The following is a 15,034-nucleotide window of genomic DNA, read 5'->3' on the forward strand; positions in this document are numbered from 1 at the left end:
TTTTTAGGGGTTAAAATACTATGAAGTCAGTTAGTAATTGTTTCACTTTACCACCAAATATAAACTTTCTATATGAGTTAGTTAAGTATATTTTAACTAATTATAAAGGTACAGATTTAATAAATCTATTGGTTTTATTGCCAAATAGACGCTCCTGTCGTGTTATGCGTGATATTTTTCTGGATTGCGCGGATGGTAAACCTCTATTATTACCACGAATATTAGGCATTGGTGATATTGAGGAGGAAATATTTTTCCCCGATATATTAGACATTAGCTTAGATGCGTGCCGCCCTATTGACAAAACACGCAGGCATTTTTTACTTACAAAACTGGTCGCTGATTTTCATGATAAGGGTGAAAAAGGACATAATATCTCTCAATCAGTGGAATTAGCTAGGGAATTAGCCGGTTTAATTGATGAGGTGCATAGAAACAGGATTGATCTAACTAAATTATCCACTCTGGTTCCAGATAATCTCGCCTCACACTGGCAAATGACATTAGATTTCCTTTCCATTATATCGGATAGTTGGCAAAAAATACTGGAAAATGACAATGTGGTAGATCCTGCCCATTATCACGTAACGCTTTTATCATCAGTATGTAAGTTATGGGAGAATAATCCGCCTACCTATCCGGTAATCGCCGCCGGTTCTACTGGTAGTCAACCAGCGGTTGCGGATTTACTTAAGGTTATCGCTAGCCTTCCAAATGGTAAAGTGATACTACCACACCTTGATAAAAACATGGGGGATACTGATTGGGAGATTATTGGGAAAACCCATCCTCAATATACTCTTAAGGATCTTCTTGGGAGAATGAAAATATCTCGAGTGGATGTTGGGTATTTATGTGAGCCATCCACTGACTCGTCACATATGGAGGATTATATAAGAGCAATTTTTTTGCCAGCGGAATCTACAGCCTTTTGGAAAAATATAGAACTTCCTCCGCCTGAGGCATTAAGTGGAATAGGCTTTTTAGAGACTGAAAGTGAGTTTGATGAAGCGTTATCAATAGCCATATCAATGCGTGAAGTTCTTGAGACACCTAGTAAAACAGGAGTCCTTATAACCAATGACAGAAAATTGGCGCGTATGGTGTCAAATCAGTTATGGAGATTTGGCATAGCGATTGATGATTCCGCCGGAAGTAAACTCGCTGACTGTCCACAAGGATGTTTTTTACGCTTATGCGCTGATATGATAGCGTGCAGAGCGTCACCGGTTAAACTTCTCGCATTACTGCGTCATCCTTTGGCGGCAGGCGGAATGAGTCCAGCGAAATGCCGCAAGCTCTCAAGAGAATTGGAGTTGTTGTTATTGCGTGGAGTTCGTGTTGAAAAATCTATATCCGGTTTATTGGAAGCCGCTGTCAGTAATGAGAGGATAAGCGACGATCTTATCAACTTCCTTACCATTTTTGAGGAAAAATCACGAAAGTTTTTTGAGTTTTTTATCACGGAAAGCAAAGGAAAAATACAGAAAGCGAAGTTTGAGGAATTGCTCGCTGAGCATATAAGATTTGCCACTTGGCTTGCTTCTACCGATGAAAAAAATGGAGATGATATATTGTGGGAGAATGAAGCCGGCAAAGCTATGTCAGATGTAATTACGGGATGGTTAGCGCAGTCAGACATTTTTCCAATGACCGATCCAATGATATATCCATTTTTGTTTGATTCTTTACTCGCTGACGAAACTTACAGACCATTTCTTAATATTCATCCACGTTTACATATATTAAGTCCGGTTGAAGCTCGTTTGCAAAATTATGATTATGTTATTTTAGGAGGGCTGAATGAGGGTGTATGGCCGCAAAACCAGAAAACCGATTCATGGATGAGTAGGGCGCAAAGAGACGAGCTAGGTTTGCCACCTCATGAAAAGATAATTGGGCAGGGCGCGCACGATTTTTCGGGATGGTTGTTCGCTAAAGAGGTTTTACTTACTAGAGCGAAAAAAGATTCCGGTGTGCCGACCATGCCGTCACGTTGGTGGGTACGTATGACAACTTTATTATCATCTCGCCATCCAGAAAAATTTCGCGGTATGAGCAAATATAGTTATTTTGCCAAAGCAAAAGAATATATAGAAAAACCAGCGAATATAGATCTCATATCAGCTCCATCGCCACGTCCTCCTATTTCTTCTCGTCCTAATAAACTGCCAGTAACAGCGGTGGATAAATGGATAAAAGAACCATATTATATTTACGCTCGTTATATACTTAACCTTAAAAAACTTGATGATTTGGATCGCCAGCCCAATTCCGCTGATTTTGGTATTATGGTACACAAAGTAATGGAAAAATTTAATAAGGATTATCAAGGTAAGATAAATAAAAATGATATAAGAGGCTATATTCTAGGTCTTTTTGAGGCGGAATTAAAAGAGTTCGCTAACAAGCCTTCTGTTGTTTGTTTATGGAGACCACGTTTTATAGCGGTTATTGATTGGTTGGCTAGCCAAGAGGAAAGCAGGCGTAAAAATGTTAATTCAGTGATTTATAGTGAGGTAAATAGTAGTTATTCCTGTGATATTGATGATAAAAAATTTACTCTAACCGCAAGGATAGATAGGCTAGAGTTACTGGAAGATGGTAGCTATATTTTAGTTGATTATAAAACAGGAAATATTCCTAAACAGTCAGATATTAAAAAAGGGGAAGCTAATCAGTTGCCTCTATCATCATTCATCGTAAAGAATGGCGATTGCTACGCTAATTCAATAAAGCTAAAAAATTCTGATGTATCACGAATGGAGTATTGGAGAATTGTTCCAGATAAAACTGAGATAAATGTAGCAAACACTGATGCTGACAAAGCTATGTGTGAATTTGTTAATCTCACGCGAGAATTTAATAACGAGGACATGCCATATAAGGTACGGGAATTTAGTGATGACGCTTATAATGACTATGAACATTTAATCCGTAGGAGCGAATGGGAAGGATGAGAGGAATAGGCATTAGGCATTAAGGAACAAGAGTCACAGTCAGCGAAGCTGTATCCCATGTGAAAGACAGTAGATTTTCACGGGGATGAATAAAAATGGTTTTTAGCAGAAAATATCTAAGGAGCAATATAAAAGATCCCTCGGCTGTACTCGGGATGACATTTCCAGTCGTCACTGTCATTCCGACTGAGCGTAAGCGGATGGAGGAATCTTTTCTTCAACTCCTCATTTCTCCAACTCCCCGATTCCCCTGTTCCCTACTAAAAATCTCGGAGACGAAGTAAAATAATCATCCTAATGTATATTTACAACTACTTTCTTTTGTTGTTGTCCTTGTTCAGCGAGACGTAGAACTCTTTCATAAAGCTCTAACGAGCTATCAAGAAGATGGCATACATAAGGTGGTAATACTCCATGCACAGCTCTGTTATCAATAAGGCAGCTCTCGTTAAAGTCTAAGCCGTACATACTATCATAATCGGCTCCTTCTTCTCCGGCAGCGATCGCTCTTTGCATCAGCAACCATGACATAACGCTTGATAATCTAAGAGTTATCCGTGACATTTCACAGGAGTATAATAATAACACGTTGGCAGGCAGTTTCGCTCTATCTCTTGGACCATATTCGGTGAAATATTTTTGTGACTCTTGTAACAACTCCATAGCGTCATTATAAAGACCAGGCATAAATAAAATATTTTCTGGTATGCTTTTTTGATTTATATATATATCTGTTCTCATTTTGTCCTTTGTTATTTTAATTATTAATATTTAACTGTCTGGCTATGTTTTAACCTAATATTAAACATTATACCATGATTTTTCTAGGGTATTTATTAATCTTTTATTACAAAGTCCATGATTGGATATAAAAATTTTAACTAAGTTACAGGAGTTGTAACAATTTCTATTTCTACGGGAAAAAAGCCTATTTATCTTTTTAATCCAGAGACTTGTTCTTTTGTATCCGCTAATGCTGGTTCTGGAAAAACCAGTCTTTTGACCAATAGAGTGCTTGGTTTGCTGATTTCTGGGATAGAGGCTGACAAAATATTGTGTATCACTTTTACTAAGGCCGCCGCCGCTGAAATGTCAAAACGTATTCTTGACTCTCTTGCCTCTTGGGTAATGGCGGATGAGAAGGAATTGAAGGAAAAAGTTAGTTATCTGACTGATAAAGAATGTTCTGCGGAAATACTGCTTAGAGCGAGAAGTTTATTCGCCCAGCTTATAGAAAGTCCAAACTCAATCAATATCCAGACAATACATAGCTTTAGCCAGTCATTACTTAGAAGATTCCCGCTAGAGGCAAATATAAATCCTTATTTTTCAGTAATGGACGAACACGATGTAGGTGAGTCAATGGCAGAAGCTCGCTTGCGTCTATTTAGTAATGCTCTATCTCACGATGTTACGTTAAAACAATCAATTGATTTTATTGGCGGTAATACCAGTGAATTCAGATTTAACAAGCTGATGAATGAAATTATCAAGAATAAATCAAAATTTTCACTATTTTTACAATACAGCACTGACATTAGTGAAATCAGGAAAAAATTATACGATTTTTTCTCACTGCCAAATAAAACTGATTATCACAGCTTGTTCATGGAAAGTTTTAATTATGATGAAAATACTATCTCTATTCTTAGGCAAGCCGCGGATATTTTAATTACTTCTGATAGTAAAAACGATCAAAAAATCGGAGATAATATAGCGTATTGGTTAAACTCCCCTGATAAAAGGCAAGAAATTATTGAAGATTACATAAAAATTTTCTTAACTGATAAGTCAGAACCAAGAAAACGTCTTTTTACCAAAAACACCGCCATTAGTGAACTAATGAAAGAATATATAGTTGGTGAGCAAAGGCGGGTCGCTAAGTTTCATGACGATCGTAATTCCTTACGAATAATTGAGTATAGTTTTAACTTACTGGTTATAACCGCTTCTTTGCTTGCTGATTATGAGGCAATAAAAAAGTCACATGGATGGATGGATTATGATGACCTCATAATAGAGGCGAATAGACTTCTCTCAATATCTGGAATGTCAGAGTGGGTGTTATTCAAACTTGATGGCGGGGTTGACCATGTTCTAGTAGATGAGGCGCAGGATACCAGCCCTTTACAATGGCAAATTATAAATTGTCTGGTGAAAGAGTTTTTCGCGGGAGAGGGCGCGCGCGACAAAGATAGGTCTTTATTTATCGTCGGAGATGAAAAGCAGTCAATATTCAGCTTTCAGGGTGCTGATGTCAAAGAGTTTGAAAGAAGGAAAAAATATTTCACCGATTTGATAGAGTCATCGGGAAAAGAATTTCACTCTCTGGATCTGATAAAATCATACCGCTCCACAAAATCCGTATTAAAATTGGTAGATAGTGTCTTTGTTAGCGACAAAGCGAGAAAAGGCGTGACCTTCTCAGATAAGAAAATGTCACATGAGGTTATCCGTAAAAATCATACTGGCTTGGTGGAACTATGGCCATTATTTATAAAGGAAGAAGATGAATCTAAAGCTAGCGGTTTTAACTCTCCTAAAGCAAAGCTGGTAAAACATATCGCCGAGACTATTAAAGGATGGATTGACAAAAAAGAGGCAAAAGCCGGTGATATAATGATTTTGCTTAGAAAACGCACTTGGTTCGCTGATAGTTTGGTTAGGGCATTAAAGAGAAGAGGGGTGGCGGTCGCTGGTAGTGACCGTATGGTATTATCAGAGAATCTGGCAGTACGTGATTTAATCGCTCTTGGTGAGGTTTTACTATTGCCGGATGATGATCTAACTTTGGCATCATGTCTTAAAAGCCCAATATTTAATTTAAGCGATGATGATTTATTCGAATTGGCTTATGGGCGTGGTGATACAACTTTGTGGAAAAAACTCTCAGAAAGTAAAAAATTTTCGGCTAGTTATGAGATTTTGTGTGACCTAAGAGCGAAAACAGATTTCATATCACCATTTGAATTATACTCATACTTACTAAATAATCTTGGAGCTTACTCTAGTTTTATCGGGCGCATGGGAGAAGAGATAGCCGATCCAATAGACGAGTTTATGCGTCAGATTATAATTTATGAAAAATCATACCCTAAGTCTTTGCAAGGTTTTATTAGTTGGTTTACTTCAGGTAGTGGTGATGTAAAACGCGACATGGAACAAGGCAGAGATTTTGTGCGTATTATGACAGTCCATAGTTCTAAGGGCTTACAGTCAAAAATAGTAATCCTACCTGACACTCTATCAGTGCCATCTCATAATGAGCAAGATGATATATTATGGTTTGACGATATACCCATATGTTGTCCAACCGATATTCATAAACCTGACAAATACACAAAATGTTATGAGGAATTAAAGGGTAGATTTTTGGATGAATATCGCCGTTTACTATATGTGGCGCTGACCCGTGCGGAGGATAGGCTCTACATATATGGCGCTAGCGTTAAAAAAGAACCTAGCGAGGATAGTTGGTATCAGCTTGTAAAAAACGGTATGCGGGATATAGCGACTCCATTTGATACAATTTTTGGACAAGGGCTGAGAATTGGTGAATTAGAAAAAGAAAATTTTTATGAGCAAGTGGAAAATAATAATCTGAAGACAGTCTCAGAAGAATCGGAAAATGATTTTTCATTCTTAGGCAGGGCTATACCAGCCGAACAGGCTCCAGTTAAGCCAATTACTCCATCAAAGCTTGCCGAACAGATGCCAGCTGCTATCTCTCCTCTTGCTGGAAAAAATAACTTTGTATCAGGCAAATTGGTACATTTGCTGCTACAATATTTACCAGCGCAGCAAGCTAGCAAAAGAAGGGAAACGGCAGCTATAATAGCTGATAAGTTTTCTTCACTTATTGACAGGCAAGTGATAGATAAATCTATAAGTGACGTGATGAATATCGTTAATAATCCAGAATTCTCCTTTTTATTCGCGGAAGGTTCGCTTGCTGAAGTACCAATAGTTGGTAATGTTGAGCTAAAAGGTAAGATAGTTTCCGTATCAGGTCAGATAGATAGATTATATATTGGTAAAACAGATGTTTGGATAATAGACTTCAAAAGCAATAATTACCCGCCATCCTCACCTGAGCATATACCAGCAGCTTATATAAAACAGCTTAATCTATACCGCCTGTTACTTAAAAAAATCTATCCAGATAAGGAAATACATTGTGCTTTGCTGTGGACGGTACGAGCGAGGCTTGATATTGTTAACGATGATTTATTGAAGGAATTGGGGTAACCTTAATTATAAATAACTTACGAGCTTGACGTATTATGAACCAATCCCTAAATATATATAACAAGTAATATTATAATGATATTATAACAAAAAGAGGATTTTATGACATTACATATTGATGATGGTGATTTTGAGGAAAAGGTGTTAAATGCTACGGGTGCTTTTTTAGTGGATTTTTGGGCTGAATGGTGTGGTCCCTGCCGTCAAATAGCTCCTGTTTTGGATGAAATAGCCAGTGAACGTGAAGGAAAAATCACCGTAGTTAAGGTAAATATTGATAAGAATCCAGCGACACCACAAAAGTTTGGTGTACGTGGTATCCCAACTCTGATTATTTTTAAGGACGGAAAAGCGGTATCCACAAAAGTTGGCTCACTACCTAAAAGTAAACTTCTTGAATGGGTAGATTCATCTATTGCCTGATATTTATTCAGACTTCGGCTTACGTCCGGTTATAGCTTGCGAGATAGAATTTTATATTTTCGCAAATGACGGTCAGCTTATCCCTGATAGTTTTCTGTTGGAGCTTTCCAGTGTTTTGTCGGGTAATTCTATTGATGTCTTCAGCATAGAACAAGAAAAAGGCAAGGGGCAATATGAAGTAGCCGTAAAGCCAAATAGCGACATTACAAAAATAATATCTGATATAAACAAGACAAAATCGCTTATAGCGGAACTTGTGGATAAGCATTCATTAAGAGCTGATTTTTCAGCGAAGCCACTTCCTGATGATTATGGTAGTGGTTTGCATATACATATACATCTTGAGGATGACGCTGGAGTAAACCAGTTCCATAAAAAAGACGAATATATAAGCAATATACTTAAATATAGCATCGCCGGACTTTTACTCTGGCTTCCTGATACGATGTGGATATTCGCGCCATATGAACAGTCATATAACCGCTTTGTCGCTGGTAGGAACGCGCCAGTAAACATAAGCTGGGCAGCTAATAACCGCACTACTGCCTTACGACTTCCTGATTCATCTCCTGATAATAAACGGATTGAGCATAGGGTGGCGGGCACAGATGCTGATATTGCCAAAGTAATAGAGGTAATTTTAGCCTCTATTCATTATGGTTTAGAAAATAAACCAGAAATTACAGAGCAAATATATGGTGACGCTTCACTACCAATGTATAATTTACCTCTATTTCCCAAATCTTTAGAGGAGGCACGACAAAGATTTTCTAACTCTTCTCTGCCATTTACCAAATATGGAATTAAGTGATTATTAATTGTTTTTTAAGACAATTAATAGCATGAAATCTTTACATAAAAACTTTAATCACAAAGCTTTTACTTTAATTGAGCTGGCTGTGGTGTTGGTCATTATTGGTCTAATAAGTGGTAGCGCATTTTATTTATCACGAGATATTATAGAATCATCCAAAAGAGTGGCGACTGAAAACCGTCTTGATACAATAGAAAAGGCGTTATTTACCTTCTGGCAGAAAAATGGAAGACTGCCTTGTCCTGCGGACGCGACACTTGCCAAGACTGATTCTAATTATGGGGTAGAGGCTGTAAATACTAATGATACTTGCGAAGGGTTCACGCCAGCAGCTAATTTCAGTACAAACTCGGTTTATAAGTATAAAGCAGCAGAAGGTGCTGTGCCGATTACTACACTTGGTTTGCCAAAAGATTTTATATATGACGGCTGGAATAGAAAGGTAGCTTATGCGGTTAATCCTGAGTTTGTTATAACAAACGCTAAAGGTCGTATCTTATTGAAAAGTAGTGAGTGTGTGGCTAATACTTCAATACGAATAAAAGATGCTAGCGGGGCTTACCGTTCTAATAGCGCTGTTTACGCGCTCATAAGTTATGGTAAGAACGGACACGGCGCGTATCCTAAAACTGGTAGTACCCGATATAATTCTGGCAGTACAAACACTGATGAGCTTGCTAACTGCCACTGCGACTCTTCGGCTGCGGATACGACTTATTATGGTGATTACATACAAAGAAGCAATAATCTCAACGAGGTAACAGCGGCTAATTACTTTGATGATATAGTGCGCTACAAAGAACGCTGGCAACTAACAACCGATGAGGATATGGCTGGTGACGATGGTTACAGGGGGCCTGATCTTGCGGTTGCCTATGTAAAAACTACGACCGGTACGGTATATACATATAAAAATCAGTGTGGTGCGTTTATAAAACAAGCGGATCTTGAACCGCTGCCAACTAATGAGGTGATGGGAATAGCGTTTACCGCTGGTAATAAACATCTACTTACTTACTCTGCCGCCGGATGTAACCTCTATAAAATAGATAATGACGGAACATTAACAGACTTGCCTAACGCTTTTGATACCGCCTGTACCTATAACTCAACAGCGGTTATGGAGCTTTCCAATAATGGCTATCTTGCTATAAGCAGTGGAACTAGCAGTCCGACAATTCATTTATGGAAGCAATCAGGCGATAAATTCATCGCTCTTGCTGATCTTACACACACCAACAACATATTAGAGCTTTCATTCTCCCATAATGCTAATTTACTCGCTATACGCAGTGCCACGAATACCTCTAAGATATATAAACGTAAAGGAGATAGTTTTAGCTCTGCCGCCGCTGATATAACCCAACCCACTGGATTTACCAGCATCAATCCACCAGCTTCTTTAACATTTTCTCCTGATGGTAATTATTTAAGTATTGCCGGTTGCATTATGTCGGGGGGGTTCTGTGATAATTATTTGAAAAGTTGGCGGATTCGTGGTGATAGTACATATGCGTTTATTCCTCTCGCCGATATTTTTTTAGATAAGAGCTCTGGTAGTTTTTTTACGATTTATAAGCTAAAATTTTCTCCTAACAGTAACTATTTAATATATGATTCATGGAGTTCTAGAACGTATATACGCAAAATTGAGCATGATGATGTGATTACAACAAATTTAGTTGGATTCTTAGTTTTTGATTCAGGAGGATCGGATATGAGTTTTTCTTTTTCCAGAAATTCAAACTATATGATTAGTTCAAGGGGTAGAAATACAGATCTTGTTGGATTAATACCTGCGACACCAGTCATATTTGTAAGAAAAGTTGGCTATGTTAGTCAAATGAATGGATATTTCCAAGCGGATGGAACAGCTGGCACTATACCTATTAGAATGTTGGATCAGGTATTAGCTGATGCAACTGGTGGACCGGCGGCATTTGCTCATTAATAGAGTTTCTAATTCTCCTTTGTAAAATCTTTTGATCTGCACGCTTATCTTGTCGTAGTGCGCGAGCGAATGAGGCATATCTCATCTATTTATACAATTATCCAGCTTTCCAATTCCTCAAAAAAGGCAATTCGTTGCCTAATTGCTCCCGTCAGGATGTTCATGAGAGTGAATTGGACAATCACTAGCTGACTCTAACTTTTTGCCGCTTAGGTGGCGTAAACCAACATAAAATACTGGTGTTAGGAATAGACCGAAAAATGTAACTCCGAGCATACCGGAAAATACGGCGATGCCCATAGCGTTACGCATTTCCGCGCCCGCACCACTGGCAAGAACCAGAGGAACCACACCCATGATAAAAGCGAATGAGGTCATAAGAATAGGGCGCAACCTGAGCCTTGCCGCTTCCACAGCCGCCTCAAATGGTGTGCTTCCATTAAGTTCAAGCTCCCTTGCGAATTCCACTATCAAAATAGCGTTTTTACAGGCTAGTCCCACCAGTACTATAAGCCCAATTTGAGTGAATATATTATTGTCGCTATTAGCCATCCATACACCAAAAATAGCGCATAATAATGACATCGGAACTATTAATATTACCGCCAGTGGTAACACCAAGCTTTCATATTGAGCGGCCAACACCAAAAACACTAATAATACACAAAGAGGAAAGACAAATATTGCCGTATTACCAGCCAGAATCTGTTGATAGCTTAACTCAGTCCATTCATAACTCATGCCTTTTGGCAGAGTGTTTTTTACAATTCGCTCCATAACTTCTTGCGCTTGTCCGCTAGAAAATCCTAGAGCAGGGCTACTGCTTATATCTGCAGAGCGGTATGAGTTATAGCGAGTACTTCTTTCTGGTCCGTAACCATGAGTTACTGATATTATGCTACCAAGTGGTACCATTTTTCCTTCAATATTACGTACTTTTATCTTGGTAATATCTTCTGCACGCGCTCTAAATTTTGCGTCAGCTTGCACAATAACCCGATAAGTGCGCCCAAATTTGTTGAAATCATTTACATATAACGAGCCAAGATATATTTGCATCGCACTAAATATATCAGTTATCGCCACGCCAAGCTGTTTTGCCTTTGTCCTATCTATATCAACATAAAGCTGGGGAACATTTATCTGATAGCTACTATAGGTTTGCATCGGGTTAAGCTGAGGAGATTGATAAGCTTGTCCAAGAATAGCGTTTTTAACGGAATCAATAGTCTCTATCCCAAGATCAATCCGGTCTTGTATCTGTAGCTTAAAGCCTCCAGACGTGCCAAGTCCACGAACAGGAGGAGGTTGTAGAACCATGATAAATGCGTCTTTAATCGCACCAAACTGCATACTTAGATTATTCTTTATCGCTTCGGCGGAAAGTTCCGGCGTGCTTCTTTCCTCAAAAGATTTGAGCGGTAGGAATACTATACCAGCGCTTGAACTGGCGGTAAAACCATAAAATGAAAGACCTGGAAAAGCCACAGCGTTTGCCACACCTTCATTTTTTATAGCTATTTCCGACATCTGACTAATAACTTCTTTAGTACGACTAAGTGATGCTCCTTCAGGAAGTATAACTGCTCCGATCAGATATTGTTTATCTTGCATCGGAATATAGCCGGTTGGAACTTTATAAAAACCAAAAGCGGTAAGTATCAATAAAAGTATATAGAAAGAAAAAGCCTTTTTCTTGTGCCCAAGAATTCCGCTGATGCTGTTTGAGTATTTATCAGAGCCAGACTTAAATATTTTATTAAATCCATTAAAAAACCAGCCAAAGTATTTGTCCATGAATCTGGTAAGAGCATCTTTAGGAGCATCATGACCTTTAAGGAGAATCGCTGCTATAGCTGGTGAGAGAGTAAGAGAATTTATTGCCGATATAACAGTTGATATAGCTATGGTGATCGCGAATTGCTGGTAGAATTTACCAGTCAGACCACTGATAAAAGCTATTGGCACGAATACCGCGACTAAGGTAAGGGCGATGGCGACAATAGGACCACTTACCTCACGCATTGCCTGATAAGTAGCTTCTTTTGGTGACAATCCCTCACTTATATTTCGTTCAACATTTTCCACCACGACTATAGCGTCATCAACCACGATACCTATGGCAAGTACCAATCCGAATAGAGATAACGCGTTTATGGAAAAACCAATAAGCAATAGGAATCCAAAAGTACCAATAATAGAAACCGGAACCGCAAGAAGTGGTATTATAGACGCACGCCAAGTTTGTAGGAACACAATAACGACAAGTACAACGAGCGCTATAGCTTCCAGTAATGTATGTATTACCGCTTTAATAGAACCGCGCACGAATATTGTTGGATCGTAAACAATAGTATAATCAACACCTTCAGGAAAAGTTTCTTTTAGCTCTTCCATCGTTTTTCTTACATTATCGGAAATCTCTAAAGCGTTTGAGTCAGGGGCTTGAAATATACCAAGAGCGACTGCCGGTTTTTTATCAAGATAAGATTCTATATTGTATTGTGAAGCACCAAGCTCGGTTTGCGCTACGTCTTTAAGTCTGGTTATTCTACCTTCCGTATCAGTTTTGATAATTATATTATCAAACTCTTCTTTAGTTTTAAGTCTGCCTTGCGCGTTTATACTAAGCTGCAAGTCAACATTATCCTCTATAGGGGAAGCTCCCACGATACCAGCGGCAACCTGTACATTTTGCTCTCTTATAGCGTTCACTACATCTTGCGCGTTCATGTTAAGCGCTGCTATTTTGTCAGGATCTAACCAAATACGCATGGCATAGTCGCTACCACCAAAAATTCTTACCTGACCAACACCATTAATTCTTTGTATGTTATCTTTTATGTTAAGAGTAGCGTAGTTACTCAAATACAGAGTGTCGTATCTGTTATCAGGTGATAATATATGTACCACCATAGTAAGGTCCGACGAGCTTTTTACAGTATTCACCCCGAACTGGCGGACAATATCAGGGAGTCTGGGAAGAGCCTGATTTACTCTATTTTGAACAAGTTGTTGCGCTTTATCTGGATCAGTCCCAATCTTGAAAGTAATGGTGATTGACATCTGTCCGTCAGAAGTCGCTTGCGAGGACATATACAGCATGTCTTCAACCCCGTTTATTTGTTCTTCAAGAGGGGCGGCGACTGTATCGGCTATCACCTTTGGATTCGCTCCTGGATACTGGGCGCTTACTACGATAGACGGTGGAGTAACATCTGGATATTCTGAGATAGGTAACTTCCACAATGATAAGAATCCAGCGATAAATATCAATATGGAAAGTACAGACGCGAATATAGGACGATCAATAAAAAATTTTGAGATATTCATAAATAGAGCCTAGTCTTTCGAAGCCGTCTTATCTTTGGTATCTCCTTTGCTGTCCGGTTTACCACCACCCATATTAACCACTGTTGGTTGTACCGGCTGCTCTGGCATTCTGATGCGCTGTATACCACTTACGACTATTTTCTCACCTTGCTTTAGTCCTTTTGAAATTATTCTTAAGTCATCAACCATACTACCCAAAGTAACATAGCGTTTGTGAGCCTTATTATCATCAGATATTACATAAACAAATTTTTTGTCCTGATCGGTACCTATCGCTCTATCGCTTATCAGCAGTAAATCACGTTTCTTGGCTTCACCAACTTTTACTCTCGCAAACATTCCCGGCACTAGCTTGCCGTCACTATTATCAAAAATAGCCCGTACCCTGACCGTTCCTGATACTACGTCTATCTTATTATCAAAAGAAGCTATACGCCCTTTTATTTTTATATTACCAATCTCTAGCAATACTGGTATTTGCGCCGCTGCTTCGTTAGCTGTAGCTCCCAACTCCACATAATCAATGAAGTTTTTTTCGTCCATATCAAATTCAGCGTAAATAGGAGAATATGAGGCGATGGTAGCAAGCAACGAAGGATTAGGAGTTGAGTTTACTATATTGCCTTCGGTAATTTCCGCTCTACTTATCCGACCGGATACGGGAGCGGTTATTTTACTATATTCAAGATCAAGACGGGCACGGATAACAGCTGCTTCAGATGTAAGAAAGCTATTTTTCCGTTGGTCATAATTGCTTTTCGATATATCTTTGCTTTTTAGTAAAGATTGCGCGCGTGCAAGCTCTGCTTTAGCTAAAGAAAACGCTGCCTCAGCGGATTTAAGATTAGCCTCAAAAGGGCGGGGGTCTATGGTAAATAACAGGTCGCCTTCTTTTACATCACTACCATCCTTAAAATGGACGGATTCTATCTCCCCAGACACTTGCGGGCGTATCTCAACATAATCAACTGACGCCAGCTTTCCTGAAAACTCATTCCATGGTCTTAGGTTGCGTTTTATAACACTGGCGACATCAACGGGAGTAGGTCCCATATTCTGTCCAGCCATCATATCGCCACCACTGGCGAAAAAACGACTATAAGCATAGTAGGAAGCTATAATAACAAATACTGCTATAACTATTTTTATTAAGGGACGGGACATGATATTACAGGCAATATATTTTTTATGACATGATGTTTATATAGTATTGAGAGTAACTCGTCATCTATAAAAAACGATTGTTATATATAAAAAACTAGTTGTTTAATAGATTGAAAATAAAGTGAAATAACTATAATTTAT

Annotated in this window: 8 protein-coding genes; 5 read left to right on the forward strand and 3 right to left on the reverse strand. The window is 38.7% G+C overall.

Translation table 11 applies throughout. From position 1 onward, the window contains the following. Positions 1-20: 20 nt before the first annotated feature. Positions 21-2,960 (forward strand): double-strand break repair protein AddB, encoded by a 2,940-nt coding sequence (addB, locus tag R3D71_03730; GenBank protein MEZ5690757.1) that lies wholly within the window; start codon positions 21-23, stop codon positions 2,958-2,960. 294 nt (positions 2,961-3,254) lie between these two features. Here addB and R3D71_03735 read toward each other — a convergent pair whose 3' ends face one another. After that, positions 3,255-3,701: a DUF1465 family protein gene (locus R3D71_03735; protein ID MEZ5690758.1), complete on the reverse strand. Its 447-nt coding sequence runs from the start codon at positions 3,699-3,701 to the stop codon at positions 3,255-3,257. A gap of 189 nt (positions 3,702-3,890) precedes the next feature. Between R3D71_03735 and addA the strand changes: the two genes are divergently transcribed. From addA to R3D71_03755, 4 genes are all read left to right on the forward strand, one after another. Continuing rightward, entirely contained in the window at positions 3,891-7,208 is a 3,318-nt protein-coding gene (addA, locus tag R3D71_03740) for a double-strand break repair helicase AddA (GenBank protein ID MEZ5690759.1), read from the forward strand. A gap of 102 nt (positions 7,209-7,310) precedes the next feature. After that, positions 7,311-7,631: a thioredoxin TrxA gene (gene trxA / locus R3D71_03745; GenBank protein MEZ5690760.1), complete on the forward strand. Its 321-nt coding sequence runs from the start codon at positions 7,311-7,313 to the stop codon at positions 7,629-7,631. Then, on the forward strand, positions 7,624-8,442 hold the full coding sequence (locus R3D71_03750; protein MEZ5690761.1) for a hypothetical protein: 819 nt from the start codon (positions 7,624-7,626) through the stop codon (positions 8,440-8,442). The genes trxA and R3D71_03750 overlap by 8 nt, the downstream gene beginning before the upstream one ends. A gap of 31 nt (positions 8,443-8,473) precedes the next feature. Then, positions 8,474-10,396, forward strand: a complete 1,923-nt coding sequence (locus R3D71_03755) for a prepilin-type N-terminal cleavage/methylation domain-containing protein (protein ID MEZ5690762.1) — start codon at positions 8,474-8,476, stop codon at positions 10,394-10,396. Between the two features lie 138 nt (positions 10,397-10,534). Here R3D71_03755 and R3D71_03760 read toward each other — a convergent pair whose 3' ends face one another. Beyond that, the gene (locus R3D71_03760) at positions 10,535-13,729 is read right to left on the reverse strand and encodes an efflux RND transporter permease subunit (protein MEZ5690763.1); all 3,195 of its coding nucleotides are present in this window, start codon (positions 13,727-13,729) and stop codon (positions 10,535-10,537) included. 9 nt (positions 13,730-13,738) lie between these two features. Then, complete coding sequence (locus tag R3D71_03765; GenBank protein MEZ5690764.1) at positions 13,739-14,893, reverse strand: efflux RND transporter periplasmic adaptor subunit; 1,155 nt, start codon at positions 14,891-14,893, stop codon at positions 13,739-13,741. Between the last annotated feature and the right edge of the window lie 141 nt (positions 14,894-15,034).

Source organism: Rickettsiales bacterium (genome assembly GCA_041396965.1).
Classification (GTDB): Bacteria; Pseudomonadota; Alphaproteobacteria; order Rickettsiales; family SXRF01; genus SXRF01.

Bases quoted from the DNA above. Each gene is read 5' to 3' on its own strand.
- addB (MEZ5690757.1), top strand. From the start codon at position 21: ATGAAGTCAGTTAGTAATTGTTTCACTTTACCACCAAATATAAACTTT.
- R3D71_03735 (MEZ5690758.1), bottom strand. From the start codon at position 3,701: ATGAGAACAGATATATATATAAATCAAAAAAGCATACCAGAAAATATT.
- trxA (MEZ5690760.1), top strand. From the start codon at position 7,311: ATGACATTACATATTGATGATGGTGATTTTGAGGAAAAGGTGTTAAAT.
- R3D71_03755 (MEZ5690762.1), top strand. From the start codon at position 8,474: ATGAAATCTTTACATAAAAACTTTAATCACAAAGCTTTTACTTTAATT.
- R3D71_03760 (MEZ5690763.1), bottom strand. From the start codon at position 13,729: ATGAATATCTCAAAATTTTTTATTGATCGTCCTATATTCGCGTCTGTA.
- R3D71_03765 (MEZ5690764.1), bottom strand. From the start codon at position 14,893: ATGTCCCGTCCCTTAATAAAAATAGTTATAGCAGTATTTGTTATTATA.